The organism is Pseudomonas sp. 58 R 12 (genome assembly GCF_900005865.1).
Lineage (GTDB): Bacteria > Pseudomonadota > Gammaproteobacteria > Pseudomonadales > Pseudomonadaceae > Aquipseudomonas > Aquipseudomonas tritici.
Window position 1 is genome coordinate 104622 of sequence record NZ_CVTP01000008.1, and the last position, 26040, is coordinate 130661.

At 60.1% G+C, this 26040-nt stretch carries 22 protein-coding genes; 17 read left to right on the plus strand and 5 right to left on the minus strand.

Annotated elements, in window-relative coordinates:
- The first annotated feature begins 56 nt into the window (after positions 1-56).
- Positions 57-2504, plus strand: coding sequence for a UvrD-helicase domain-containing protein (locus BFP95_RS03920; protein ID WP_065873152.1), 2448 nt, complete (start codon positions 57-59; stop codon positions 2502-2504).
- 69 nt (positions 2505-2573) lie between these two features.
- On the opposite strand, the gene BFP95_RS03925 is transcribed toward BFP95_RS03920, so the two are convergent.
- Positions 2574-2846 (minus strand): DUF1652 domain-containing protein, encoded by a 273-nt coding sequence (locus tag BFP95_RS03925; RefSeq protein ID WP_049708382.1) that lies wholly within the window; start codon positions 2844-2846, stop codon positions 2574-2576.
- Positions 2847-3103: 257 nt separating this feature from the next.
- On the opposite strand from BFP95_RS03925, the gene BFP95_RS03930 reads away from it, so the two are divergent.
- From BFP95_RS03930 to BFP95_RS28745, 5 genes are all read left to right on the plus strand, one after another.
- Positions 3104-3913 carry a helix-turn-helix transcriptional regulator gene (locus BFP95_RS03930; RefSeq protein ID WP_065873151.1) on the plus strand — a complete coding sequence of 270 codons (810 nt, stop codon included), beginning with the start codon at positions 3104-3106 and terminating at the stop codon, positions 3911-3913.
- Positions 3914-3962: 49 nt separating this feature from the next.
- Complete coding sequence (locus tag BFP95_RS03935; RefSeq protein ID WP_065880482.1) at positions 3963-5369, plus strand: NAD(P)/FAD-dependent oxidoreductase; 1407 nt, start codon at positions 3963-3965, stop codon at positions 5367-5369.
- 26 nt (positions 5370-5395) lie between these two features.
- Positions 5396-5737 (plus strand): cupin domain-containing protein, encoded by a 342-nt coding sequence (locus BFP95_RS03940; RefSeq protein WP_065873149.1) that lies wholly within the window; start codon positions 5396-5398, stop codon positions 5735-5737.
- A 60-nt stretch (positions 5738-5797) separates the two neighbouring features.
- Positions 5798-6877 carry a polyamine ABC transporter substrate-binding protein gene (locus tag BFP95_RS03945; RefSeq protein WP_065873148.1) on the plus strand — a complete coding sequence of 360 codons (1080 nt, stop codon included), beginning with the start codon at positions 5798-5800 and terminating at the stop codon, positions 6875-6877.
- A gap of 90 nt (positions 6878-6967) precedes the next feature.
- Entirely contained in the window at positions 6968-7450 is a 483-nt protein-coding gene (locus tag BFP95_RS28745; protein WP_083224191.1) for an REP-associated tyrosine transposase, read from the plus strand.
- Positions 7451-7453: 3 nt separating this feature from the next.
- On the opposite strand, the gene BFP95_RS03950 is transcribed toward BFP95_RS28745, so the two are convergent.
- Positions 7454-8239, minus strand: coding sequence for a helix-turn-helix transcriptional regulator (locus BFP95_RS03950; RefSeq protein WP_065873146.1), 786 nt, complete (start codon positions 8237-8239; stop codon positions 7454-7456).
- Between the two features lie 199 nt (positions 8240-8438).
- Between BFP95_RS03950 and BFP95_RS03955 the strand changes: the two genes are divergently transcribed.
- The 7 genes from BFP95_RS03955 (at position 8439) to BFP95_RS03985 (ending at position 17636) form a co-directional block, all read left to right on the plus strand.
- Positions 8439-9803 carry an APC family permease gene (locus BFP95_RS03955; RefSeq protein ID WP_065909314.1) on the plus strand — a complete coding sequence of 455 codons (1365 nt, stop codon included), beginning with the start codon at positions 8439-8441 and terminating at the stop codon, positions 9801-9803.
- Between the two features lie 9 nt (positions 9804-9812).
- Positions 9813-10916 carry a DmpA family aminopeptidase gene (locus BFP95_RS03960; protein WP_065873144.1) on the plus strand — a complete coding sequence of 368 codons (1104 nt, stop codon included), beginning with the start codon at positions 9813-9815 and terminating at the stop codon, positions 10914-10916.
- 366 nt (positions 10917-11282) lie between these two features.
- On the plus strand, positions 11283-12716 hold the full coding sequence (locus BFP95_RS03965; protein ID WP_065873143.1) for a serralysin family metalloprotease: 1434 nt from the start codon (positions 11283-11285) through the stop codon (positions 12714-12716).
- A 49-nt stretch (positions 12717-12765) separates the two neighbouring features.
- A complete protein-coding gene (locus tag BFP95_RS03970; RefSeq protein WP_065873142.1) occupies positions 12766-13134 on the plus strand; it encodes an AprI/Inh family metalloprotease inhibitor in 369 nt (122 codons plus the stop codon).
- Positions 13135-13237: 103 nt separating this feature from the next.
- On the plus strand, positions 13238-14989 hold the full coding sequence (locus BFP95_RS03975) for a type I secretion system permease/ATPase (protein ID WP_065891003.1): 1752 nt from the start codon (positions 13238-13240) through the stop codon (positions 14987-14989).
- Positions 14986-16299, plus strand: coding sequence for an HlyD family type I secretion periplasmic adaptor subunit (locus tag BFP95_RS03980; RefSeq protein WP_065909316.1), 1314 nt, complete (start codon positions 14986-14988; stop codon positions 16297-16299). Before BFP95_RS03975 ends, BFP95_RS03980 begins: the two co-directional genes overlap by 4 nt.
- Before the next feature lie 2 nt (positions 16300-16301).
- The gene (locus BFP95_RS03985) at positions 16302-17636 is read left to right on the plus strand and encodes a TolC family outer membrane protein (RefSeq protein WP_065873139.1); all 1335 of its coding nucleotides are present in this window, start codon (positions 16302-16304) and stop codon (positions 17634-17636) included.
- Between the two features lie 158 nt (positions 17637-17794).
- Here BFP95_RS03985 and BFP95_RS03990 read toward each other — a convergent pair whose 3' ends face one another.
- Positions 17795-18019: a YgdI/YgdR family lipoprotein gene (locus tag BFP95_RS03990; RefSeq protein WP_065880490.1), complete on the minus strand. Its 225-nt coding sequence runs from the start codon at positions 18017-18019 to the stop codon at positions 17795-17797.
- A gap of 186 nt (positions 18020-18205) precedes the next feature.
- Between BFP95_RS03990 and BFP95_RS03995 the strand changes: the two genes are divergently transcribed.
- The gene (locus tag BFP95_RS03995) at positions 18206-19852 is read left to right on the plus strand and encodes a VRR-NUC domain-containing protein (protein WP_065909317.1); all 1647 of its coding nucleotides are present in this window, start codon (positions 18206-18208) and stop codon (positions 19850-19852) included.
- Positions 19849-22113, plus strand: coding sequence for an ATP-dependent DNA helicase (locus tag BFP95_RS04000; RefSeq protein ID WP_065909319.1), 2265 nt, complete (start codon positions 19849-19851; stop codon positions 22111-22113). Before BFP95_RS03995 ends, BFP95_RS04000 begins: the two co-directional genes overlap by 4 nt.
- On the opposite strand, the gene BFP95_RS04005 is transcribed toward BFP95_RS04000, so the two are convergent.
- Complete coding sequence (locus tag BFP95_RS04005; protein ID WP_065909321.1) at positions 22103-23062, minus strand: oxidoreductase; 960 nt, start codon at positions 23060-23062, stop codon at positions 22103-22105. The genes BFP95_RS04000 and BFP95_RS04005 overlap by 11 nt on opposite strands.
- A 102-nt stretch (positions 23063-23164) precedes the next feature.
- Between BFP95_RS04005 and BFP95_RS04010 the strand changes: the two genes are divergently transcribed.
- A complete protein-coding gene (locus BFP95_RS04010) occupies positions 23165-24127 on the plus strand; it encodes an AraC family transcriptional regulator (RefSeq protein ID WP_065873134.1) in 963 nt (320 codons plus the stop codon).
- A complete protein-coding gene (locus BFP95_RS04015) occupies positions 24084-25025 on the plus strand; it encodes an alpha/beta fold hydrolase (protein WP_065873133.1) in 942 nt (313 codons plus the stop codon). The genes BFP95_RS04010 and BFP95_RS04015 overlap by 44 nt, the downstream gene beginning before the upstream one ends.
- 63 nt (positions 25026-25088) lie before the next feature.
- Here BFP95_RS04015 and BFP95_RS04020 read toward each other — a convergent pair whose 3' ends face one another.
- Positions 25089-26039, minus strand: a complete 951-nt coding sequence (locus BFP95_RS04020; protein WP_065873132.1) for an alpha-E domain-containing protein — start codon at positions 26037-26039, stop codon at positions 25089-25091.
- Position 26040: the final 1 nt, after the last annotated feature.

Below are 26040 nucleotides of genomic sequence, written 5' to 3' on the forward strand. Positions count from 1 at the left end.
CGATTCCGGCGACCATGGGGCCCTATGTAAACACCTTGTTCACCGCAGGAGTCCGCGTGTCGCAACAACCGCCTGATTTGCCCCCCGAACTGCGCCCTCTGGCTGAAATGCCTTGGTTGAAGCGCCTGGCCGCGCGCCTGTTTGGCCATGGTCTGACTCGCCTGCGCGCCCAGCACCGGTTTTCATGGCTGCACGGTCAGGCCGACGGTTTTCGCAGCGGGCATGAAGCGGGTGTGGAATATGGCTATCGCGAGGGCAAGGCTGACGGCCTTGAGGAAGGTCGGCAAGTGCTGCTGATTCGCGACTTCCGCCCGGACGAGCACCGTGCGCCGGGAGTTGATGACAGTCTGTTTGATGACTGGCGCCTGCCGCTCACCGCCGAGTTGAAAAAGCGCATCAAAGCGGATGTTGCGCGATTGCTGCCGGCTCACGCCCAGCCCAGCGCCGCGCAATGGAAGATGATTTTCAGCGATACACCGTCTACCTCGGTGATTGCCGGTGCCGGTGCCGGCAAATCCACCTCCTTGGTACTGCGTATTTTGCTGCTCACCTATTACCTAGGCTTTGAGCTGAGCTCAATGACGGTGGTGACCTTCACCCGCGAGTCACGCAAAGACTTCATCAACAAGCTCATGGAAATTCTTAGCCTGTGGGGCCAACCCCTTGGTATGAAAGAAGCTCAGGCCGTGGTGCGCACTTTTCACTCGCGCATCCTGCCAATGGTGCGCAGCCTGCCGGGCTTCGAGCGCCTGCAGGCGTTCGAGAACCTGAACTCGGGCGTCGAAGACGCTGACAGCAACCCATTCGACCTGCGTATCAACGAAGCCCAGCGCCAGCAGATGAATGCCTGCTATCACCGCCTGCACGGGCAGCACGCGCGTTTTCGTGAGCTGATTGCGCCACTCGCGCGCCACGGGCTGCAGCTCAAAGCGTTGGAGCGGGATCATCCGGATGTGCAAAAGCGCATGGCCGTGACCGAGTTGGCGGCCAAGCGCGATGAAGAACTCTGCGATGCGATCGAGGACCTGTGGTTCCGTGCGGGCGCCTGGCCGATCAAAGGCATTGAGCCCAATCGGCAGCCTGTGGAGATTAACGGCGCGCAATTTCACTGCCATGGCTATATCCGCGAGCTGGACGCCTGGGTGGTGCTGGGCTTTGATTCACGGGAAAACGCCCAGATCAGCCGGCCCAACGCAAAGCTGTCGCTACGCGCAGAATGGGCCGTAAAGCGCACCCTTTTTCAAGCTTTCTGCCGTAAGCCTTTGATATGGCTTGATAGTTATGAATCATCAAGGCGTCTTTTAAGCAGCTTGGCCGGTGATGCCACGGCAGGGCCAGGTTTTGATTACAAGGTTAAAGGTGAATTGGCTTCGGCGCCGTTGCTGGACAGTTTCGTGATGGCTGCCGGGTTTATCGAGAACCTTGGCCTGGACGTACCGACTGCGGTTGGGAAGATGAGCTTCGCCAAGGATGACCCGGACCGCTTTTTCTTCGAAGCCCTGAGCATCTTCTGGAAAGCCCTGGAAGATCACCTGCTGGACCAGTCGCCACCGATCATGACCTACAACCGCATGTTCTCGCTGTTTGGCGAAAATACGCCGGAAAACCTCAAGCTGCTCAGCGACACGCTGTTGCGGCCCTTGTCGCATTTGATGATCGATGAGTTCCAGGACGTTTCGCCGCAAATTGTCTCGTGGATCCGCGCCAGCCTGCGCGAGATCCGCAGCCGTGGCCCGGCCATGCACGTCGGGCGTGGCGCCCAGCGTTCATCGCTGCTGTGCGTGGGGGATGATTGGCAGTCAATCTACGGTTGGCGCGGGAGTTCGCCAAAATACTTTATGGCGTTCAACAACGAATTCCCTTCACCGGCCACCACCCGCGTGATGCTGGGCGAGAACTACCGCAGTCATCAACACATCATCGACGCGGCCGAGCATATTGTGCGTGCCGCGCCGGCGATCCCCGGCAAGAAGGCCAAGGCCAGTGGCGCGCCCAAGGCGTTGGTGCCGGTCAAGGTGCTGGAACGGGACGACGCGGCATTGGGGCGGCTGTTGCTGGAGCACTACCAGAAGGGTGAGTCAGTGTTGATGCTGTATCGAAAAAGTAGCGATAAGCTGTTGATTCAAGAGCATATTCAGTCTGTAATTAATGTGGATTCTAGCTTGCCGCCGCCGATGCGCAGGTTAAAGCAACTGACCTATCACAGTGCCAAAGGCTTGCAGGCTGATGCGGTATTTCTGCTTGGTGATTGCCAGCATGTCACGAGCTCGCCTTACAAGAACCAGGTGTACCGCATGGCGGGCCTGGGTAAGGACGGTGATAGCGAGCCGTATGACAATGCGCAAAAAGACGAGGTGCTGCGCTTGGCCTACGTGGGCATTACCCGGGCGGTGAGCCACTGCTATTGGTATGTGGAAAAGCCCGAAGCACAGGCGGTGAATATGCCGAAGGCATCGGAGCGGGTGGATGGCAAGAAAGCGTTTTTTGACGATCAACGCAGCTGAGACACACCGGACTAAATGTGGGAGCAAGCCCGCTCCCACATGGGTAATTCAATGTCCGATAGAGGTGGGTCAGGCCCGCAATGACTGCGGCGGCACAAACGACTCCAGCTCATCCTCCACCGCTTCAATAATCCGCTCCACATCCGCCGCATTCATCACCGTTGCACAAGGGATTCCGGCGATGGCAATCAGCGTCTCGCCGCTGGCGCGGTCGAACAGGCGGACGATCATGCTGCCGGGCGCGTCCATGCTGCCCTCAAAGCCCATCGGATGAAAATGCCAGCGCATCAGCTGGCAGGCGTTGGGGAACGTCACTTTGTTCATATTGCCCACCTTGTTCATTGAGCGCTTCCTTTAGCTCGTGGCAGGGGGGCCAGGACCTTCACTGGTCATGGCGTCGAAGCACTAAAAATAGCATTCGTTCGCAATCGCAAGGTGACTTTTTTGGTCCCGTTCGGCAGTTGTTTTCCATTCGGTTGATGTGGGTCATGTCCTGCTTGAAAGTAGGCGAAAGGCCACTAGTCAGAAGTTCCAATTGACCATTGAAGGCCCCAGCGAAATTCGGCACTCTCCACGGTTTACCCGCCGCCGAGCCTGCCATGCCTGACATCGCTGCTGACGATGACACCCAGCAATCCCAGGTCACACGTGAACTGGTGACGCGCCACCACCTGTGTTGGCGCCATCGGGATCTGGAGGGCGTGATGTCCTACTACCACCCGGACATCCAGTACCACGATTTTTTCCAGAACCGTGTCGTCGGTTTCGCTGAATTACGCGAATACCTGCAAGCCAGCATGCCCCGCGAGGCTGACGAGGCGATTGAGCATACCGACCGCATTCGCGCCGAGGGTGACACCGCGTTCATCCAGTACCGCATCACCCTGCGTGGCGGCCAGGGGCTGGTGTCGTTTCGCACCAGCGAGGCCATCACCGTACGGGATGGATTGATCTGGCGGGTTAACGAGTACGCGTCCCTGGTGCATGAGCAGCCGGCCCAAGCCGCGCGGCCGTCGGTCAGCCGTCTGGGCCTGTCGCCGCAGCAATTGGGGCACATGGCCAATGACCTGCAGCACTATTTTGAGCGCAAGCAACCCTACCTGGACCCGGAGCTGGACCTGCAACGGGTTGCCAAGGAGTGTGGCTACAGCCGCAATCAGATTTCCTACCTGCTGAACCAAGTGCTGGGGCAGAGCTTCTACCGCTACGTCAACCAGGCCAGGCTCCAGCATTTGCTGGCCGCGCTGGATAAGGCCGTACCGCCGATCAAGGTCGACGACCTGGCATTTGCCGCCGGTTTCAACTCACTGTCGGCGTTCTACAGCGCGTTCCGCCAGCACACGGGCCAGTCGCCCAAAGCCTACGTCAAACAAATTTCCCTGCGTGCACGCGCGCAAGACAGCCCCTGACAGCGCGCTCTAGGATCCACCCTATCGAAACGAGGTAGGGGAACCTGGCATGCCGGCATGGCGCACTATCAGCTTATGGATGGACCAGTTGGACGACCCGCTGCAAGCGCGGCCGGCGCTGGCGCATGACCTGGACGTCAACGTGGCCATTATCGGCGCCGGTTACACCGGGCTGTGGACCGCGTATTACCTGAAACGCCAGGCGCCCGAGCTGAACATCGCTATCATCGAGGCGCAAACCGCTGGGTTCGGCGCCTCCGGTCGCAATGGCGGTTGGCTGATGGGCAACCTGCTGGGTGAAGACCGTTTGTTGGCCGGCCTCGATCCCGAACAGCGCCGTGCCTCCTTTGACCTGTTACACGCCATCCCGGATGAAGTGGCCCAGGTGCTGGCGCGTGAAGGTATCGACTGCGACTACCGCAAGGGCGGCGCCCTGTACTGCGCTGCGCGTTACCCCGAGCAGGAAGGCAGCCTGCGCCGTTACCTGGACAAACTTCACGCCCAGGGCCTGACCGAAGCCGACTACCGCTGGCTCAGCCCGCAACAACTGGCCGAGCAAATCCGCATCGCCAAGCCCTATGGCGGTATCTATGCACCTCACGTCGCGACCATCAACCCCGCGAAGCTGGTGCGCGGCCTGGCGCGGGTGGTTGAAAGCATGGGCGTGACGATCTACGAAAACAGCCCGGTCACTCACTGGCAGTCCGGCAGCCTGCGCACCGCCAAGGCGGCTGTTCGGGCGGCCTGGGTGGTGCCAGCGGTAGAAGGTTATGCCACGACCTTGCCGCCACTGGGCCGTTACCAATTGCCGGTGCAAAGCCTGATCGTCGCCACTGAACCGTTGCCGGCCAGTACCTGGGACGAAATCGGCCTGCGCCATGGCCAAGCCTTTGGCGAAAGCAGCCGCCAAGTCACCTACGGACAGCGCACGGCGGATAACCGCTTGGTGTTCGGCGCGCGGGGCGGTTATCAATTCGCCGGCAAACTGCGGCATGACTTTGATTTGACCGACAGCGAAGTGGAGCTGCGTCGCTATCTGTTCGGTGAGCTTTTCCCACAGCTCAAGAACGTAAGGATTACCCATTCCTGGGGCGGCAACCTGGGTATGTCGCGCAACTTCCGTCCGCACATGCTCTGTGACCCCAAGACCGGCATCGCGCTGTCTGGCGGTTATGGCGGGGAGGGCGTCGGCGCTACCAACCTGGGTGGCCGCACGTTGGCCGACCTGATCCTGGGCCGGGACACTCCGTTAGTCCACCAACCCTGGGTGATCCGCGAACGCGGCCTGGATGCGCTCAAGCCCTGGGAGCCCGAGCCCTGCCGCTGGTTGGGTTATAACGCGATCATTCGCAGTTTCGTCCATGAAGACCAGGTGCTGGCCAACCCCAATACCGCCCCTTGGCGCCGCAAGCTGGCCACCGGCGTGGCCGGGTTCATGGAAGGTTTCATGCACTAAGTCGTTTCACTCACACGGGAAAACCCATGAGCATCACTCAATTCAAAGACACGCTGAACGCCCACTTGCCGGACTCGTCACCGGTGGCCGTGCCCTTGGGCGAGCCCATCGCCGTGGCCTCGACCCTGAGCGTTGAGCGCAGCGATGGCGTCGAAACCGGCATCTGGGAATGCACCCCAGGCGTGTGGCGTCGACAGATCAAATCCCAGGAGTTTTGCCACTTCATCCAGGGCCGCTGCACCTTCACCCCTGATAACGGTGAAATCGTCCACATACAAGCTGGTGATGCACTGATGTTGCCGGCCAACAGCACGGGCATCTGGGATATCCAGAAAACCGTGCGCAAGACCTATGTATTGATCCTGTAACGCTTTGATCCTTGATCGCCTGCCATAACAACAGCCCTAAAACCGCCAGGAAATCGAACCATGAAAGCCATTGCCCTGTTGCCCTTGATGTTGGTGGCCTCTATCAGCCAGGCCGCCGAGACGGTGAAAATCTACAACTGGTCGGACTACATCGCGCCGGACACCACCAAGAACTTCCAGAAAGAAACCGGCATCGGTTTCACTTACGACGTGTACGACAGCAACGAAACCCTCGACGGCAAGTTGATGACCGGTAAATCCGGCTACGACGTGGTGTTCCCGTCCAACCACTTCATGGCCCGGCAGATCCAGGGCGGCGCGTTGAAGAAGCTCGACAAGAGTCAGTTGCCCAACTGGAAAAACCTTAACCCGGTGTTGCTCAAGGCTGTGGAAAACAACGACCCGGGCAACGCCCATGGCTTTCCTTACCTATGGGGCAGCACCGGTATTGGCTACAACATCGACAAGGTCAAGGCCGTGCTGGGCGACAACGCGCCGGTCGATTCCTGGGACTTGATCTTCAAGCCGGAAAACATGGCCAAGCTGCAGAAATGCGGGGTGGCGATTCTGGATAACGGCCCGGAGCTGTTGCCGGCCGCGCTCAATTACTTGGGCTTGCCGCACCACAGCAAGAAAGCCGAAGACTACAAGAAGGCTGAAGCGCTGCTGATGAAAGTGCGACCTTATGTGGCGTACTTCCACTCCTCGAAATACACCGCCGACCTGGCCAACGGCGATATCTGCGTGGCGGTCGGCTTCTCCGGCGACATCCTGCAGGCGGAAAGCCGTGCCAAGGAAGCCAAGAACGGCGTGAATATCGGCTACAACATTCCAAAGGAAGGCGCCGCGATCTGGTTCGACATGGTCGCCATGCCCGCCGATGCCCCGAACGAAAAAGCCGGTTACGCGTTCATGAACTACCTGCTGCGCCCGGAAGTGATGGCCAGCATCACCAACTATGTGCATTACGCCAATGGCAACAGCGCGGCAGACAGCCTGGTAGACCCGGCGATCAAGGCGGATACCAAGGTGTACCCGAGCCCGGACATGATGGGCAAGTTGTTTGCGCTGGAGGCGATGCCGTTGAATATCGACCGGGTGCGTACGCGGGTGTGGAACACCATTCGTACCGGGCGCTGATTGGTAATATTTGGTCGCGCCTTGGGTTCGCTGTTAAGTCGTTTTTGCCTGTAGCTTCCTTGACTCCTTTGATTGAACAGGGAGCAAGGAATGCTCATATCAAACAGGTCTGGACGTTTGCGCCTAGGCAGAGCTTCAGCGGAGGGTGGCGTGTACCTGCTGACAGCCGTGGTGGACCGGCGAGAGCCCATCTTCGATGATTGGTGGTTGGGGCGCCTAGTGGTACGGCAACTGCGCGAGGCACATGAAGATGAGTGGGTGGATTCGTTGGCATTTGTAGTGATGCCAGACCATATTCATTGGCTTGTTCAGCTTCAGGACAAGACGTTGTCGGAACTCATGTGCCGAATTAAATCGCGCAGCAGTTTGACGGTTAACCGTGCCTTAGGCCGCAAAGGTCGGCTATGGCAGAAGGGCTATCATGATCGTGGCGTTCGGCGTGAGGAAGACTTGAAAGACTTTGCGCGTTACGTGGTGTGTAATCCGATTCGCGCGGGATTGGTGAAACGCGTTCATGATTATCCGCTTTGGGATGTTTGGTGGCTGCGTCGGCCGCACCGCCGATCTCACTGACAGCTAAGGGTTTTCCAAATCATGCCCCAACGACTGGATAAACAACGAAAACAGCTCCGGTTGTGACGAGATATCCAGCTTGGCGTACAAATGCCGACGGTGCACCTTCACCGTGTCCGGCGATATCTTCAGGCGTTCGGCCATGGCCTTGGAGGAAAACCCGCGCAGCACCAGGCGGGCGATTTCCAGTTCGCGGTCTGACAGCACGCCGCAGCCAAATTGGCTCAATGCATCCTTGATCTGGCTGTCCATCGCCGGCGCCCGCCGGTTGCTTTGTTGCCAGTGCTGTTGCATCAACGGCAATACCCACGCCGCTACTGTCGTCATCAGCCCGGTTTCCTCAAAACTGAAGGGCCGCTGCATGCCCAGCGACAGCGATAACGTCCCCGCGCCCGGCAATTGCAGGATGAACTGCACCTCGTCTTCCAGCACGTTGTCGTGGAAGTAATTGAGGAAGTATTCGCTCTGGCGAAAATGATCCGGCGCCACTTCCTCCAGGCGGTACACGCCGCTGGCATACCCCTCGCGACAGGCCTGGAAAAACGGGTCGAGCAGATACAAACCATTGAGGTACACCAGCATCGACGCCGGTTTGCTGCTGGGCTGGGCGTCGTATTCCTCCAGGGCCTGGGGTGCGCCATCCAGCGGATAGAAGATCGCCAGGGCGTTATCGAAGGGCAGGCACTGGTGCAACAACAGCACCAGTTGTTTCCAAAAGCGTTCGGTGCCGATGTGCGCGACAGTGCGGCCCAGGCCTGCGTGCATGCCGACTTCCCGGAACAGGCTCATATCAATGGCTCCCACCAGCAAAAGATCGGCCAAGGGTTCGGCTTTTGCCGGGTGTCGTCAAGGGGAGTACGCCAATAGGGGAATTGGCTGACATAAGCGCAATGTTTATGTTCGTGATCATTCAACGGGAAAGATATCCCGAAAAAACATCATTTTTCGTTTCTGCCTCACACCAAGAACAACGACAGAGGATAACGATATGAGCACTTCCCCCGCGCCCGACGGCGTGTTGAAACCCACCTTGAGTGTCTTCGATGTGGTCGCCATCACCGTATCTGCGGTGACCCCGGCCAGTTCCGTGTTTGTGATCGCGCCCTTTGCCATCCAGCAAGCCGGCAGTGGCGTGTTCCCGGCGTTTGTGATGGCCGGGTTGCTCGCGCTGATGTTCGCCTTTTGCTACGCCGAACTGGGCCGCGCCCACAACAGTGCTGGAGGTGAATATGTGTACGCCAAGCGTGTGTTCGGTGGCATGGCGGGCTATGCGACGTTCTTGACCGTGCTGGTGATGTTGCTGTTTATCCCGCCGGTGCTCGCCACGGGCGCGGCGACTTACCTGAATAACGCTCTGGGTACGACGTTCGATTCCCAAACCGTCGCCCTGGTGATCGTGGTGTGCAGTTACGCGCTGGGCATCCTCAATATCAAGCTGAATGCCTGGATCACCGGCACCTGCCTGCTGTTGGAAATCGCGGCGTTGCTGGTGATCGTGGTGATTGGCTTCGGTAACCCCGTACAGCCGGCCAGCGTGCTGTTCCAGCCGCAAATCGTCGAAAACGGCGTGTTGCACATGGCGCCCTGGGCCCTGGTGATTGGCGCGGTGGGCATCGGCCTGTTTTCCTACAACGGTTACGGCCCGGCGGTGTTGTTGGCCGAGGACATGAAGTGCGGCGGCAAGGGCGTGCACAAGGCGGTGCTGTGGTCCCTGGGGCTGGTGGTGATCATCGAGTTGGTGCCAATCACTGCACTGTTGATCGGTGCGCCGTCGCTCAGTGAGATGATCAGCAGCCCAGACCCCATCGGCTACCTGTTGACCAGCCATGGCAATGAAACCTTGTCGCGCCTGGTCAGCGCCGGGATCTTCCTGTCGGTGTTCAACGCGATTGTCGCCATCGTGATCCAGATCGGCCGCGTGGTGTTTAGCAGCGGGCGCGATGCGCTGTGGACGCCAGGCATCAACAAGCTCTTTACGCGCATTCACCCACGCTGGGATTCGCCCTGGTTGGCTACGCTGTTCCTGGCGATCCCGTCGGCGCTGCTGAGTTTCAGCTCCAACCTGGCCGACCTGACCTCCTTCAGCGTGTTGCTGATCATGCTGGTGTACCTGGTGGTGGCGTTGAGTGCGTTGACGAGCCGCGTGCTGCTGCGTGATCGCGAGCATCCCTATCGCATGCCGCTGTGGCCGCTGCCGGCGTTGCTCGCGGTGCTGGGTGCGGGCTATCTGTTGGTCACCCTGGTGGCGGCAGCCTCGATCCGCGACATCATGATCATCATCGGCTTGCTGGCGCTGTCGGTGATTCTGTATTGCATCAGTGGCCGGTCGAGTCCGGTCTTCCAGAAATTGTAAGGAGTGGTTATGCGCGCACGTCAATTGGGCATCACGTTGGGGCTGGGCACGCCCGGTGAGTGGAACGCGATCACCGATGTGCCCGGGGTTCGGGTCGGCCACAGCACGCTCAACACGCGTATCGACGGCAAGCACGTGCGTACCGGCGTCAGCGTGATTCAGCCGCGCGCCGGGGAGGCACGGCAGCAACCGTGCTTTGCCGGGTACCACGTGCTCAATGGCAATGGTGATGCCACTGGCCTTGAGTGGATCAGCGAAGCGGGGCTGTTGACCACGCCGCTGGCCATCACCAACACCCACAGCATTGGCATTGTGCGCGACAGCCTGATTGCCCTGGAGCGCGAGCGCCTGGCAGACCCGGCGGTGTACTGGTGCATGCCGGTAGTAATGGAAACCTATGACGGCTTGCTCAACGATATCTGGGGCCAGCACGTCGGCCCTGAGCACGTGCGTGAAGCCGTGGACAACGCCGAAACCGGCCCAGTGCAGGAAGGTGCAGTTGGCGGCGGCACCGGAATGATCTGCCATGAATTCAAGGGCGGCATCGGCACGGCCTCGCGACGTTTGTCGGCGGAGCAGGGCGGTTGGACCGTCGGCGTGCTGGTGCAGGCCAACCATGGCAAACGCCAGGAACTGCGGGTAGATGGCTACCCGGTGGGGCGCCAGCTAATGGAGATTTCCTCGCCGTTTGCCCAGCAAGGCACACCGGGCATGGGCTCGATCGTGGTGATCCTGGCCACCGACGCGCCGCTGTTGCCGCACCAATGCCAGCGACTGGCGCAGCGCGCATCCATCGGCATTGCGCGTACCGGCGGCGGCACCGAGGATTCCAGCGGTGACCTGTTCCTGGCGTTTTCCACGGGTAACCGGGATTTGCCAGCGGCGGATTACGGGCGCAAAGGCCTGCCGTTCAGCAGCACGCTGCAGATGGTCAACAACGACCACATTTCGCCGCTGTTCAGCGCGGCGGCAGAGGCGGTGGAAGAGGCGATTGTCAATGCGATCCTGGCCGGCGAGGACATGGTCACTGATGACGGTGTCCGGGTGCCTGGCCTGAGTGGCGATACATTGCTGGCAGTACTACGCGAGACAGGGTGGAGTATGTCCCGGTAATAGGGGGCAAGCGCAGTTATTAATGCAAGTAATGGCTGTTTAATGTTGCCAATGACACCCTGGCAATATAGTGGATCCATTAATTAACAGCGCCGCTCAACTTGCGCGGCGTTAGCGCTATTTAATATTTAAATAACTGCGCGCTGTTTTTTGTCGGACAAAACCAAGGCTGTCCAATAAACACGGCACTGAACTTAGTTGAGTTGAAGGCAGGCTGATTTCTAACGCTGGAAAAGATGTAGACGAAAGATTTCAAGTTGTGTCAGTTTCGTGACGCCTTCAAAAGAGGCGAGTGATAGGACGATCTCGCCCGCGGGGTTCCTATCGATCAAAGACTGATGCACTTGCAAACAAGGAAGTACGTTTATGTCAAAAGTAAAAGACAAGGCTATCGTGTCGGCGGCGCAAGCCAGCACCGCTTACTCGCAAATCGATAGCTTCAGCCATTTGTACGACCGTGGCGGCAACCTCACGGTCAATGGCAAACCCTCCTACACCGTTGACCAGGCAGCCACCCAGCTGCTGCGCGACGGCGCCGCGTACCGGGACTTTGACGGCAACGGCAAGATCGACCTGACCTACACCTTCCTGACCTCGGCCTCTTCGAGCACCATGAACAAACATGGCATCTCGGGCTTCAGTCAGTTCAACACCCAGCAGAAAGCACAGGCCGCACTGGCCATGCAGTCCTGGGCGGACGTGGCCAATGTCACCTTCACCGAGAAAGCCACCGGCGGTGACGGCCACATGACCTTCGGCAACTACAGCAGCGGCCAGGACGGCGCGGCGGCCTTCGCCTACCTGCCCGGCACCGGCGCAGGCTACGACGGCACCTCGTGGTACCTGACCAACAACAGCTACACGCCCAACAAGACCCCGGACCTGAACAACTACGGCCGGCAAACCCTGACCCACGAAATCGGCCACACCCTGGGCCTGGCTCACCCTGGCGACTACAACGCCGGGAATGGCAACCCGACCTACAACGACGCGACCTATGGACAGGACACGCGCGGCTACAGCCTGATGAGCTACTGGAGCGAAAGCAACACTAACCAGAACTTCAGCAAAGGCGGCGTCGAGGCTTACGCGTCCGGACCGCTGATCGACGACATTGCCGCGATCCAGAAGCTCTACGGCGCCAACTACAACACCCGTGCCGGCGACACCACCTACGGCTTCAACTCCAACACCGGGCGTGATTTCCTCAGCGCTTCGTCCAATGCCGACAAGCTGGTGTTCTCGGTGTGGGACGGTGGTGGCAACGACACCCTGGACTTCTCCGGTTTCACTCAGAACCAGAAGATCAACCTCAATGAGGCTTCGTTCTCGGACGTGGGTGGTTTGGTGGGCAACGTGTCCATCGCCAAGGGCGTGACCCTCGAGAACGCCTTCGGTGGCGCGGGCAACGACCTGATCATCGGTAACAACGCCGCCAACGTGATCAAGGGCGGGGCCGGCAACGACCTTATCTACGGTGGCGGTGGTGCGGACCAGCTGTGGGGCGGCGCCGGCAACGACACCTTTGTGTTCGGTGCCAGTTCCGACTCCAAGCCAGGGGCTGCGGACAAGATCTTTGACTTTGCCTCGGGTTCGGACAAGATCGACCTCTCCGGCATCACCAAGGGTGCAGGCCTGACCTTCGTCAATGCCTTCACCGGGCATGCCGGCGATGCTGTGCTGACCTACGCCGCAGGTACCAACCTGGGCACCTTGGCCGTGGACTTCTCCGGGCACGGCGTGGCGGACTTCCTCGTCACCACCGTCGGCCAGGCAGCGGTCAGCGACATCGTAGCGTGATACACGGGCGCGGCGCCTCGGCGTCGCGCTTTACGGATGGAGCACAGCGATGCAGCGTTTTTTCAAATTGATCGCCTGCGTGTTGCAGGTGATGTTCGTGTCGGCAGGAGCCCACGCAATGGCGAGCAGTCTTGTATTACCTACCACCGCCCAGTTGGCCGGCCATTGGCAGTTGCACCAGCAGGATCGGGTGTGCGCGCTGGACCTGCTGGAGCAGGCCAATGCCTTGGGTGGCGACGTGGCGTGTGTCGAGCAATGGCTGGGCGACAAGCCCCTGAGCTGGTCGCCGACACCGGACGGAATTTGGCTGATGAACGCCGAGGGCAGCGGGATTACCCACCTGAACCGCCAGAAAGAAGGTGAATATAAAGGTCGCACGCCCACCGGGCTGGAAGTTGTATTGCAACGCACACCTTAGTTGTTGTTATAAGTTTATAACTTGATTTTATTAGTTGGCCACCCTGTGCGTCGGGGCAAGGGCAACTTTTGCGCGCAATTGGGTTCAGGGAAGATCAGAAATCATGGCTAAGTCCCATGCCGTCGCGCCGTTATTCAAGGCGCTGGGTGAATACAAGAGCATTTTGATCAGTGTTGGCTGTTTCACTGCATTGATTAACCTGTTGATGCTGGTGCCGTCGATTTACATGCTGCAAGTGTATGACCGCGTGCTGTCCTCCCAGAATGAAACCACCCTGGTGATGTTGACGCTGATGGTCGTGGGTTTCTTTGCGTTTATTGGCCTGCTTGAAGTGATCCGCAGTTTTATCGTGATCCGCATCGGCAGCCAGCTGGAGCGGCGTTTCAACTTGCGCGTCTACAAGGCCGCGTTTGAACGCAACCTGCAACGCGGCCAGGGGCATGCCGGGCAATCCTTGGGCGATTTGACCCATATTCGTCAGTTCATCACGGGGCCTGCGTTGTTCGCATTTTTCGATGCGCCGTGGTTTCCCATCTATCTGTTCGTGATCTTCCTGTTCAATGTGTGGCTTGGCGTGTTGGCCACCGCCGGTGCCGTGCTGCTGATAGGCTTGGCGTGCCTGAATGAATACCTCACCAAAAAACCGTTGGGGGAGGCCAGCGGTTACTCCCAGCAATCCACGCAACTGGCCACCAGCCACTTGCACAATGCCGAGACCATTCAGGCCATGGGCATGCTCGGCGCGCTGCGCAAACGCTGGTTTGCGGTGCATTCGCAGTTCCTTGGCCTGCAGAACAAGGCCAGTGATACCGGTTCGGTGGTCACGTCGTTGAGCAAGTCCCTGCGCCTGTGCCTGCAATCGCTGGTGCTGGGGCTCGGCGCGTTGCTGGTGATCAGGGGGGATATGACCGCCGGGATGATGATTGCCGGTTCGATCCTGATGGGCCGGGTACTCAGCCCCATCGACCAGTTGATTGCGGTGTGGAAGCAATGGAGTTCGGCCAAGCTGGCCTACCAGCGGCTGGATGAGTTGCTGCGCGAGTTTCCTCCGGAAGTCGAGCAGATGAAATTGCCGGTGCCGCTCGGCCAAATCAGTTTCGAACAGGTCAGTGCGGGCCCGCCCGGAAAGCGTGTGGCGACCTTGCAGCAGGTCAGTTTCAACCTGGGCGCCGGTGAAGTGCTCGGTGTGCTCGGCGCGTCGGGCTCTGGCAAATCCACCCTGGCGCGTGTGTTGGTGGGGGTATGGCCGACGCTGGCCGGCACCGTGCGCCTGGACGGCGCGGATATTCATCGCTGGGACCGCGACGACCTGGGGCCGCACATCGGCTACTTGCCCCAGGACATCGAACTGTTCAGCGGCAGCATCGCCGACAACATCGCGCGCTTTCGCGAAGCTGATCCCGAATCAGTGGTGCGCGCCGCGCAGCAGGCGGGCGTGCATGAACTGATCCTGCGGTTGCCCCAGGGCTACGACACCCTTTTGGGCGACAACGGCGGCGGCCTGTCCGGCGGCCAGAAACAACGGGTGGCGCTGGCCCGCGCGCTATATGGCGGGCCGCGTCTGATCGTGCTGGATGAGCCCAACTCCAACCTCGACACCGTCGGCGAAGCCGCCCTGGCCAGCGCCATCGTGCAGATGAAAGCCCAGGGCAGCAGCGTGGTGCTGGTGACTCATCGTTCTTCGGCGCTGGCCCAGGCCGATAAGCTGCTGGTGCTCAGTGAAGGGCATTTGCAGGCGTTCGGGCCGAGCCAGGAGGTGCTGCGGGCGTTGTCGGGTCAGCAGGAAGCACCGAAGGAAAAAACCGGCGTCAGTTTCAGTCGTCAGTACCAGGCCGGAAGGAATCCAGGCGCATGAGCAGCATCACTTTTGAACCGCGTTTCAAAGAGCGCGACGCCGGGTTCTTCGCCCGGATGGGCTGGTTGCTGACGGTAGTCGGCGCGGGCGGATTTTTTCTGTGGGCCAGCCTGGCCCCGTTGGACCAGGGCATTCCGGTACAGGGCACGGTGGTGGTATCCGGCAAGCGCAAAGCGGTGCAAACCCTCAGCCCTGGTGTAGTCAGCCGGATTCTGGTGAAGGAGGGTGAAACGGTTAAACAAGGCCAGCCACTGTTTCGTCTCGACCAGACCCAGCACCAGGCCGACGTGCAGTCACTGCAAGCCCAATACCGCATGGCCTGGGCCAGCGTGGCGCGTTGGCAGAGCGAGCGTGACAACCAAACCCGCATTACTTTTCCTGCCGAGCTGGGCGCCAATCCCGACCCCGCCCTGGCGCTGGTACTGGAAGGCCAGCGTCAATTGTTCAGCAGCCGTCGCGAAGCGTTTGCCCGCGAACAGGCCGGCATCCGTGCCAATATTGAAGGCGCCACTGCGCAACTGAACGGCATGCGCCGTGCCCGCAGCGACCTGACGGCGCAGGCCCAATCCCTGCGCGACCAACTCGGCAACCTGCAACCGTTGGCCGACAACGGTTACATCCCGCGCAACCGCCTGATGGAGTACCAGCGCCAGTTGTCCCAGGTGCAACAGGACTTGGCGCAGAACACCGGCGAAAGTGGCCGCGTGGAGCAGGGCATCCTCGAATCGCGCCTGAAATTGCAGCAGCACAGCGAGGAATACCAGAAGGAAGTGCGCAGCCAATTGGCCGACGCACAACTGCGCAGCCTGACCCTGGAACAGCAACTCACCTCAGCCGGGTTCGACCTGCAACACAGCGAAATCAACGCCCCGGCGGATGGCATCGCGGTCAACCTCAGCGTGCACACCATCGGTGCCGTGGTGCGCGCCGGCGAGACCCTGTTGGAGATCGTGCCTCAGGACACCCGCCTGGAAGTGGAAGGGCACTTGCCGGTGCACCTGGTGGACAAAGTGGGGACGCACCTGCCGGTCGATATCCTGTTCACCGCTTTCAACCAGAGCCGCACACCGCGTGTGCCGGGAGAGGTGAGCCTGATCTCCGCCGACCAGATGCTCGATGAAAAAACCGGCGCGCCGTATTACGTGCTGCGCACCACGGTCAGCGACGCGGCACTCGAAAAACTCCACGGGTTGGTGATCAAGCCAGGCATGCCCGCCGAGATGTTCGTGCGTACCGGCGAGCGCTCGTTGCTCAATTACCTGTTCAAGCCGCTGCTCGACCGCGCCGGCTCCGCGTTGACCGAGGAATAGACATGAAAGCTGTGTTTATCGCCTTGCTGTTGACCTGCGCCAATGCCCAGGCCGCGATGGGCCCGTTCGATGTGTACGAGCAGGCCCTGCGTAACGATCCGGTGTTCCTCGGCGCTATCAAGGAGCGTGACGCCGGCCTGGAAAATCGCGCCATCGGCCGTGCTGGGCTGCTGCCCAAGCTGTCGTACAACTACAACAAGGGCCGCAATAACTCCCAGGCCACCTTGCCGGATGGGCGCGGCGGCAATTATCACGACGACCGCAACTACAACAGCTACGGTTCCACCTTCAGCCTGCAGCAGCCACTGTTCGACTACGAGGCCTACGCCAACTACCGCAAAGGCGTGGCCCAGGCGCTGTTTGCCGATGAAAGTTTTCGCGACAAGAGCCAGGCGCTGCTGGTGCGGGTGCTGACGTATTACACCGAGGCGCTGTTTGCCCAGGACCAGATCGACATCGCCCGCGCCAAGAAGAAGGCCTTTGAGCAGCAGTTCCAGCAAAACCAGCACCTGTTCCAGCAGGGCGAGGGCACTCGCACGGATATTCTGGAAGCCGAGTCGCGCTACGAACTGGCCACCGCCGAAGAAATCCAGGCGATGGATGAACAGGACGCGTCCTTGCGGGAGCTGGGTGCATTGATCGGCGTGCAAAGCGTCAACATCAATGACCTGGCCCCTTTGAACCAGGGCTTTGCCGCGTTCACCTTGACCCCGGCCAACTATGACACCTGGCATGAACTGGCGATCAGCAACAACCCCACACTGGCGTCCCAGCGCCAGGCCCTGGAAGTGGCCCGTTACGACGTGGAGCGCAACCGCGCCGGGCATTTGCCCAAGGTCACGGCGTATGCCAGTTCGCGCCAGCAGGAGTCCGACAGCGGCAATACCTACAACCAACGCTATGACACCAACACCATCGGCGTCGAAGTCAGCCTGCCGCTGTATGCCGGTGGCGGTATCTCGGCGTCCACCCGCCAGGCCAGCCGCGCCATGGAGCAGGCCGAGTACGAACTGGAGGGCAAGACCCGCGAAACCCTGATCGAGCTGCGTCGCCAGTTCAGTGCGTGCCTGTCGGGGGTGAGCAAGTTGCGGGCGTATCAGAAGGCGCTGGTGTCAGCCGAAGCGCTGGTGGTGTCGACCAAGCAGAGCATCCTTGGGGGGGAGCGAGTCAACCTGGATGCGCTAAACGCTGAGCAGCAGCTGTACAGCACTCGGCGTGACCTGGCGCAGGCGCGGTATGACTATTTGATGGCTTGGACCAAGTTGCATTATTACGCGGGGAATCTGCGGGATACGGATTTGGCGAAGGTGGATGAGGCGTTTGGGCCGCGGTTGTAGCTGGGGGTTTGTCGGGGGGAGATGGAAATCAGCCGGAGCTGGAATGCAATCCACTGTGGGAGCGGGCTTGCCCGCGATGGCGGAGTGTCATGCAGCGGCTATGTATCTGAGATACCGCTATCGCAGGCAAGCCAGCTCCCACATTTGACCTGCGTTGCCTAGTCTTCTTTGCGCACGGTGGCTACGTCGTCGGCTTTGACACGGATGCGTTTGCCGGCGATGTCGGTGAATTCGTAGAAGCCGTCGGCAGTCTTGGTTTTTGGGGTGTCCCTGGTCAAATACTGTGTGCCATTTTGCAGCGTCACCACGGTTTGCGTCGCGCAACCGGCCAATACCAGAAAAGTGAGTGCAACCAGTGGCAGACTCAAATTCTTCATGTTCATAACCCTTACCTTAACCCTGAAAAGTCCCACGCCAGAGGCCGCGGGCGACAAATGTTACGCCATCGACTCACCCATCTGATCACTTTTATGCAAAAAGTTGCAGGCGCCATTTATCTATTACCGATTGCAACCTGGCATCTGCGACGGCACTCTGTATGCATAACCAGTACTTGATCGCTGTGCGCCATGGCCAATCCCCTCGAAGACCCGCTCTATTACCTGCATAACTTCCGCCAGGTCCTGCATTGGCTGGGGCAACGCTATGCAGATCTGCTCGATGCGGACGAACAGCATTTCATTCAGCAATTTGACAGGTTGCCGCAGGCTTCCCAAGCGTTGTTGGTGCGCATGGTGATGCGCAAGGGTGTGCATTTTCGTGCGGGCAAGCTCAATTACCTCGAGATCGGCTGTCCGCACGCCGCTGCCGGGCCGTTGTTGGCACTGGGTTGGGTAGATGATCAATGCCTGCTGGGTTTTGAAGAGCTGTTCGCCTTGTTGCAGAAAGGCGAACTTCTCGCGACGTTCAAGCCTTGGATCGACCAACCCAAAGCGAGGAAAACCGACTGGATGGAGGGGTTGGCGGCGCAGTTTGCCGACAGCCGCAGTTTCGCCACCTGGTGCCCCGCCCTGGCTGACACGCTGTACAGCCTCACCGTGATGGATTTGTGCGACCGCCTGCGCCTGATGTTCTTTGGCAACCTGCATCAGGACTGGTCAGAATTCGTGCTGGCCGACCTTGGCATCTATACCTATGAAAAAGTCGAATTCTGTGCCGAGTCCCGGGGGTTGCGCAGCCGTGACGACGTGCACGGATTTTTGTTCTTGCACCAGTGCCAGCAAGCTTTTGAAACGGGCCAGGCGTTGCAAGAGGTACTCGTGCGCATCGCCACCCTGAACACCGACAACCCCTGGCTGGAAAAACGCCGGGCCAAGCTGTTGTTCCAAGTGGGCCAGTACTGTGAACGCAATGCGGAACTGGGTTTGGCGGAGCAGATTTATCGCGCGTGCGCCTACCCAGGTGCCCGCGCGCGACTGATCCGCGTGCTGGAGCGCCAGGAGCATTACACCCAGGCCATTGCCCTGGCTTACGCCGCTCAACACATGCCGGAAAGCGCCGCCGAGCAGCAACACGTGTTGCGTGTGTTGCCACGCCTGCGCCGCAAATTGGGCGAACCGGCTTTGCCCAAAACCAAGCCCCGACCGGTCACGCGACTGGATCTGGCCCTGACGCTGCCCGAGCCGTTGATGTCGGTGGAGTACTGCGTGAAGGCTCACCTCAGCGAGCCCGATGGGCCGGTGCATTACGTTGAAAACGGACTGATCAACTCGCTGTTCGGCCTGCTGTGCTGGGACGTGATCTTTGCGCCGCTGCCAGGTTCGTTTTTCCACCCATTCCAGCGCGGCCCCGCAGATTTGCACAGTGAGGACTTCCACCAGCGCCGCGCGCCGCTGTTCGCCGGTTGTTTCGAGCAGTTGCAGGACGAGCGCTATAAAACCACCATCCGCCAGCGCTATAGCGAAAAGTGGGGAATCCAGTCGCCCTTTGTGTTCTGGAACCTGCTTAGCGAAGAGCTGCTGGAACAGGCTTTGGCGTGCCTGCCCGCCGAGCACCTGCATTACTGGTTTGAACGGCTGCTGCTGGACATCCGCGCCAACCGCACTGGCATGCCCGACCTGATCCAGTTCTGGCCCGAGCAAAAGACCTACCGCATGATCGAGGTCAAGGGCCCTGGCGATCGCCTGCAAGACAACCAGTTGCGCTGGCTGGAGTTCTGCGGTGAATACCAGATGCCGGTGACGGTCTGCTATGTGCGCTGGGCAGAGTCCGCTTGAGTTACAGCGTTGCCGTGCGTGCACTGTGCGAGTTCACGGCCAAGGTCGGTGACCTGGACCTGCGCTTTACGCCTTCCCCCAGCGCCCAGGAAGGCATTATCGGCCACCGCACCGTCGCTTCACGGCGCAGCAAGCACTACCAGAATGAGGTCGCGCTTGAAGGCGACTACCAGCAGCTCAAGGTGCGGGGCAGGGCGGACGGCTATGACCCGGACGCCAACCGTCTGGAAGAAGTCAAAACCTATCGCGGCGACCTCCACGCCCAGCCCGCCAACCATCGCCAACTACATTGGGCCCAGGTCAAAATCTACGGTTGGCTGATGTGCCAGAAACTCGGCCTTTCGGACATCGACCTGGCACTGGTGTACTTCGATATCGTCGGCGAAGGCGAGACAGTGCTGAACCAACGCTTTCAAGCGACTGAGCTGGAGGCGTTCTTCAATCAGCAATGCGCGCTGTTCCTCGGTTGGGCCCAGCAGGAAATGCAGCATCGCGAAGCGCGCAACGACGCCGCGCACACCCTGGTTTTTCCCCATGCCGGGTTTCGTCCTGGCCAGCGTTCGCTGGCCGAGTCGGTGTACAAGGCCGTCAGCACCGGGCGTTGCCTGATGGCCCAGGCGCCGACGGGTATCGGTAAGACCATCGGCACGATTTTCCCTTTGCTCAAGGCCCTGGCGCCCCAGCAACTGGACAAGCTGTTCTTCCTCACCGCCAAGACCCCCGGCCGCAAGCTCGCCCTGGATGCGGCCCAAGTGCTACACGCCAGCAGCCCCGGCCTGCCATTGCGCGTGCTGGAGCTGGTGGCACGGGACAAAGCCTGTGAACACTTGGACAAAGCCTGCCACGGCGATTCCTGCCCCCTGGCCCAAGGCTTCTATGACCGCTTGCCCGCCGCGCGCATTGCCGCGTCCAAGGTGCGCCTGCTCGATCAGCGAAACCTGCGCGACGTCGCCCTGGCCCATGACGTTTGCCCTTACTACCTGAGCCAGGAAATGGCGCGCTGGGCCGACCTGGTGGTCGCCGACTACAACTACTACTTCGACTTTGGCGCCATGCTGTTTGGCCTCGCACAGCTCAATCAGTGGCGCGCCGCCGTGTTGGTGGACGAGGCGCACAACCTGGTCGAACGTGCCCGTTCGATGTACAGCGCCAGCCTTGACCAGTACAGCCTCAAGACCCTGCGGGACACCGCGCCCGAAGCCTTGAAGAAACCGTTGCAGCGCGTTAACCGTGAGTGGAACGCGCTGCACAAGGGCCAGCTCGCGCCCTACCAGGCCTACGCCGCCCGACCCGAAAAACTGTTGCAGGCCCTGACCCTGTGCGCCAGCGCCATGGGCGACTATTTCAACGCGCACCCCGAGTCACTCAGTGGCGACCTGCAAGCGTTTTATTTCGAGGTGCTACAATTTGCCAAGGTTGCCGAGCTGTTCAACGAGCACTTTATTTTCGATATCAGCAAGCGCCAGTTCAGTGGCAAACGCAGCAGCTCTACCTTGTGCCTGCGCAACGTGGTGCCCGCCGAGTTCATCCGCCCGCGATTGACCGCGGCCCGCAGCAGTGTGCTGTTTTCCGCCACCCTCAGCCCCCGTCATTACTACGCCGACTTGCTGGGCCTGCCGGCGGATACTGCGTGGATCGACGTGGAGTCACCGTTCAAGGCCGAGCAACTGCAGGTGCGCATCGTCGATGCAATCTCCACACGCTTCGTGCATCGCAACGCTTCGTTGGAACCCATCGTTGAGCTGATCGCCCACCAGTACACCCAACAGCCTGGCAACTACCTGGCGTTTTTCTCAAGCTTTGATTACCTGCAGCAGGTGGCGCAGTTGCTCGGCGAACGACATCCGCGGATCGTGCTCTGGCAGCAGTCACGCGGCATGACGGAGGCCGAGCGCCAGGCCTTTCTTGACCAGTTCACCGAGCACAGCCAGGGCATCGGTTTTGCCGTACTGGGTGGCGCATTTGGCGAGGGCATTGATTTGCCCGGCGCTCGCTTGATCGGTGCCTTTATTGCCACCCTCGGGCTGCCCCAGCTGAACCCGGTCAACGAACAGATGAAACTGCGCATGGGCGCGATCTTCGGCGCAGGTTACGACTACACCTACCTGTACCCCGGCATTCAGAAAGTGGTTCAGGCGGCGGGCAGGGTGATCCGTAGCCAGCAGGATCGGGGCGTGGTGATGTTGATCGATGACCGGTTCGGCGAGGCGCGGGTGCGCCAGTTGTTGCCGCGTTGGTGGGCACCGACGATCAGAGCGTGACGCCACACAGTCGTTCGCTCAAGGCCCACAACCGCTCGGCGTGCTCCAGGTCGACGGCCCACGGATAGACGCCGTTGCGCCCGCGTTCATCGTGAGCGGGGGCGGCCGCATCGCAATCTTCGCAGTACAGGCCGCCCAGCCCCTCAAGTTGGGGACTGACGCCACACCACACCATCGTCGCGGCGCCTTGTTCAGGGTTCTTGTAATGACTGGCCGGGCGAATATTCCCGTGTTCATCCAGCGCGCCGACGAACGCCAGGTCGTCTTTGTCCAGGTAACGGAGCAGGTCAGTGAGGATTTCACCGGGGTGTACCGAAAACGCGCGCACATCGCATGCCCGGCCACGCTGGTCCAGCGCCACGGCGAACAGCGCGTTGGCGGTTTTTGACTGACCGTAGGCCAGCCACTTGTCATAGGCACGGCGTTCAAATTGGGGATCTTCGAAGTGCAGGGGGCTCAAACGATGCCCGAGGGACGACACCGTCACCACGCGCGCACCGCTTGTTTTACACAAGGCCGGCCACAGGCGGGCGGTCAGCTGAAAGTGACCCAGGTGGTTGGTGGCGAACTGCGCTTCCAGGCCGTTGGCGTTCCTTTGCAGTGGGGTAGCCATGATCCCCGCGCTGTTGATCAAAAGATGCAACGCCCTCCCGGACGCCAGGAAGTCCTGGGCGAAGCGGTCAATAGAGGCCGCGTCGAACAAATCCAGGCTGGCCAGTTCAACGCCGCGGATCCCGCGTAGGTTGCGCTCGGCTTTAAGCGCATCGCGTGCAGGAACGATCACCTGCGCGCCTGCGCCCGCCAATGTCCGTACGGCCTCCAGGCCAATGCCGGAATAGCCACCGGTAACGATAACGGTCATACCGTGTAAATCTTTACCCGCCAATGCTTGTGTGGCTGTCGTCGCACCGTCGAATCCGCTGTTAATAGGGGTTTGCTTGCTGGTCATAAGGCTCTCCACTCAGGAGGACCTATAGTGTTTTTTTGGGGCCGGACTCGGAATAGCCTAAAGTCTGTATTTCTGTCGCGATCGTCCGGAGCTTTTTTATTTATGGATATCCTGTCTGATGTGGTGGCGTTGTTACGCAGTCACCGCTCGTATTTTGCGGGTTTGAAGGCGGGCGGCGACTGGGCGCTGGATTTTCCACCACCGGGTGGCATCAAGTTCAACGCGGTAGTAGAGGGCGAGTGTTGGCTGGAAGTAGAAGGGATGATCGTGCCCGTCCGGCTGTATGAAGGTGATTGCTTTCTATTGACGCAAAATCGACCGTGGAAATTATCCAGCCACCTGGCACTGGAGGGGGTCGATGCTCGGCAGGTCTACAGCAAGGCCGTGGGCGGTATCGCCAGCCTGGGTGATACGGCTGATCTGTTTCTGATTGGCGGACTGTTTTACTACGGTGATGAAGCCCGCCTCTTGCTGGAGGGATTGCCACCGGTGGTGCGTATCAGTGCTCGCTCCGACCAGGCCAGTGTGTTGCGTTGGTGCCTGGAGCGCCTGTCTCTTGAATACGCCAGCCCGAAGCTGGGTGCGGCGTTGATGACCGAGCATTTGGCGCAAATGATGCTGGTGCAAATCCTGCGCCTCTATCAAGCTTCCCTGGGCGCCAGTACCACCGGTTGGCTGGCGGCATTGACCGATCCGAGGTTGGCGCCGGTACTGGCGCAAGTGCACGCAGAACCGGCACGGCGTTGGACATTGAGCGAAATGGCAGGCACGGCCAATCAGTCTCGCTCGACCTTCGCCCAGCATTTCAAGCAACGTGTTGGCATGGCACCTCAGGCATATCTGACCCGCTGGCGTATGCATTTGGCGGTGCAGGCGTTGAACACCTCCAGCAGCAGTGTGTCCAGCATCGGCCAGGCATTGGGTTATCAGTCGGACAGCGCATTCAGCAGTGCTTTCAAACGTTTGATGAATTGCTCACCGCGAGAGTACCGCGAGCGCAAACTACACAAGGACGCCACTGATGAACGCTACCCGGCAGCACAGGATCCAGGTCAACGGCATTGAATTAAGTGTGCAGGTCACGGGAGCCGACGAAGGTCCGCCGATCTGGCTGCTCCATGGTTTTCCGGAATGCTGGCACTCCTGGCGCGAGCAGATTGGCGCATTGGCGGCTGCGGGTTACCGAGTGTTCGCCCCGGAAATGCGCGGCTACGGCCAGACCAGTTCGCCCGCCGCGATCGCCGATTATGATCTGCTGACCCTGTGCGGGGATATCCAGCAGGCCATGGACCATTTTGGCCATGCGCAGGTGGTGATGGTCGGCCATGACTGGGGGGCAGTGGTGGCCTGGCACCTGGCGTTGCTCGAACCCCAGCGTGTCACGCGCTTGGTCACGATGTCCGTGCCTTTCGCCGGACGCGCGCGGCGGCCGGTGATCGAAATCATGCGTGAGCTGTACGCCGACCGCTTCAACTACATCCTGTATTTCCAGGAGCCGGGCGTTGCCGAGCAGGAGCTGAACGCTGACATCGAGCGCACGTTGCGCCTGTTCATGCAGGATCAGGATGTGTTTTTGCAAAAGAAACCGCCGAGCGCCCGGTTACTTGAGGGCGTTCCCGCGCCCGGCGCATTGCCGCAATGGTGTTCCCAGGCAGATCTGGACGTCTACGTAAAAACCTTCGCCGACCACGGTTTTCGTGGCCCGCTGAACTGGTACCGCAACTTTGAACGCAACTGGCAACGCACCGAATGCCTGGCTGGCCAGCAGGTGTTGCAACCCACGCTATTCCTGATCGGTGACCGAGACCCGGTCGGGATATTCGAGGCCCACACGCTCAAGCGCATGCCCGATTCAGTGCCTCACCTTGAACAACACGTGCTGCCCAACTGCGGCCACTGGATCCAGAACGAACAAAGCCAGCAGGTCAACACGCTAATCCTCGCGTTCCTACAAAAACCGTAAACCCACCCCAACCAAATGTAGGAGCGGGCTTGCCCGCTCCCACATTTTGATCAGCGTCGTGTGCTAAACCACTTCCAGATATGAACTATGAATCGCCTGCGCCAACTCCCGAACCGTGTCAATGAATTCCGTCAACCGGCTATGCAACCCATCCTCAAGAATCTCATCAATCCCCGTATACCTGAGCCGCGCCTCAAACTCCGCCGCCAACCGCTGCGCCGTGCGCCCGTAACTGCCGGGCAAGTCCGCCAGGATATGACTCAACTCCTCGATACACGCATGCAACGAACGCGGCACATCACTGCGCAACAACAGCAACTCTGAGACCGAGCGAGCATTCAACGCATTCGGATACAACTCGGTGTACGCCTCGAACGACGACAACGCGCGGAGCAGGGCGCTCCATTGGTAATAACCGCGTGCCGACAAGTCACTGACTTCTTCCGACTCCTCGCCAAACATCTCATAGCGCGCATCCAGCAGGCGCAAGGTGTTGTCCGCACGCTCCACGAAGGTGCCCAGGCGGATAAACCGATAGGCGTCATTGCGCATGATCGTCCCGGAGGTAGCCCCCCGGAACAGGTGTGAACGCTGCTTGACCCAATCACAAAAGTGGCTGATGCCATGCCGCGCCAGGCCGCCGGCGGCGATGCTGCGCATCTCCAGCCAGGTGGCGTTGAGGTTTTCCCACATGTCGGCGGTGATACGCCCGCGCACCGCATGGGCATTGCCGCGGGCCGCGCGCAGGCAGTTATAGATGCTGGCGGGGTTCTCTTCGTCGAGGGCAAAGAAGTGCAACATGCGCTCGGCATCCAGCTGCGTATGCCGCTCAAGGTAATTGTCCAGGGTGCCGCTGCTGAGCAGCGACATGGCCAGTTCATCCAGGCCATCACTGCGCCCGGCCTGGGGCATCAACGACAGGGAGTAACTGACCTCGAGCATGCGCGCCAGGTTCTCGGCGCGCTCTAGGTAACGGGACATCCAGTACAGATCTGCGGCGGTTCTACTCAACATA

Excerpts from the sequence above, each read along its gene's own strand:
- BFP95_RS03930 (WP_065873151.1), top strand. The coding sequence starts at position 3,104 with ATGCCTGACATCGCTGCTGACGATGACACCCAGCAATCCCAGGTCACA.
- BFP95_RS03955 (WP_065909314.1), top strand. The coding sequence starts at position 8,439 with ATGAGCACTTCCCCCGCGCCCGACGGCGTGTTGAAACCCACCTTGAGT.
- BFP95_RS03975 (WP_065891003.1), top strand. The coding sequence starts at position 13,238 with ATGGCTAAGTCCCATGCCGTCGCGCCGTTATTCAAGGCGCTGGGTGAA.
- BFP95_RS03935 (WP_065880482.1), top strand. The coding sequence starts at position 3,963 with ATGCCGGCATGGCGCACTATCAGCTTATGGATGGACCAGTTGGACGAC.
- BFP95_RS04005 (WP_065909321.1), bottom strand. The coding sequence starts at position 23,062 with ATGACCAGCAAGCAAACCCCTATTAACAGCGGATTCGACGGTGCGACG.
- BFP95_RS04020 (WP_065873132.1), bottom strand. The coding sequence starts at position 26,039 with ATGTTGAGTAGAACCGCCGCAGATCTGTACTGGATGTCCCGTTACCTA.
- BFP95_RS03950 (WP_065873146.1), bottom strand. The coding sequence starts at position 8,239 with ATGAGCCTGTTCCGGGAAGTCGGCATGCACGCAGGCCTGGGCCGCACT.
- BFP95_RS03960 (WP_065873144.1), top strand. The coding sequence starts at position 9,813 with ATGCGCGCACGTCAATTGGGCATCACGTTGGGGCTGGGCACGCCCGGT.
- BFP95_RS03940 (WP_065873149.1), top strand. The coding sequence starts at position 5,396 with ATGAGCATCACTCAATTCAAAGACACGCTGAACGCCCACTTGCCGGAC.
- BFP95_RS03990 (WP_065880490.1), bottom strand. The coding sequence starts at position 18,019 with ATGAACATGAAGAATTTGAGTCTGCCACTGGTTGCACTCACTTTTCTG.
- BFP95_RS03980 (WP_065909316.1), top strand. The coding sequence starts at position 14,986 with ATGAGCAGCATCACTTTTGAACCGCGTTTCAAAGAGCGCGACGCCGGG.
- BFP95_RS03995 (WP_065909317.1), top strand. The coding sequence starts at position 18,206 with ATGGCCAATCCCCTCGAAGACCCGCTCTATTACCTGCATAACTTCCGC.
- BFP95_RS28745 (WP_083224191.1), top strand. The coding sequence starts at position 6,968 with ATGCTCATATCAAACAGGTCTGGACGTTTGCGCCTAGGCAGAGCTTCA.
- BFP95_RS03965 (WP_065873143.1), top strand. The coding sequence starts at position 11,283 with ATGTCAAAAGTAAAAGACAAGGCTATCGTGTCGGCGGCGCAAGCCAGC.
- BFP95_RS03985 (WP_065873139.1), top strand. The coding sequence starts at position 16,302 with ATGAAAGCTGTGTTTATCGCCTTGCTGTTGACCTGCGCCAATGCCCAG.
- BFP95_RS03945 (WP_065873148.1), top strand. The coding sequence starts at position 5,798 with ATGAAAGCCATTGCCCTGTTGCCCTTGATGTTGGTGGCCTCTATCAGC.
- BFP95_RS03970 (WP_065873142.1), top strand. The coding sequence starts at position 12,766 with ATGCAGCGTTTTTTCAAATTGATCGCCTGCGTGTTGCAGGTGATGTTC.
- BFP95_RS03925 (WP_049708382.1), bottom strand. The coding sequence starts at position 2,846 with ATGAACAAGGTGGGCAATATGAACAAAGTGACGTTCCCCAACGCCTGC.
- BFP95_RS04015 (WP_065873133.1), top strand. The coding sequence starts at position 24,084 with ATGAACGCTACCCGGCAGCACAGGATCCAGGTCAACGGCATTGAATTA.
- BFP95_RS04010 (WP_065873134.1), top strand. The coding sequence starts at position 23,165 with ATGGATATCCTGTCTGATGTGGTGGCGTTGTTACGCAGTCACCGCTCG.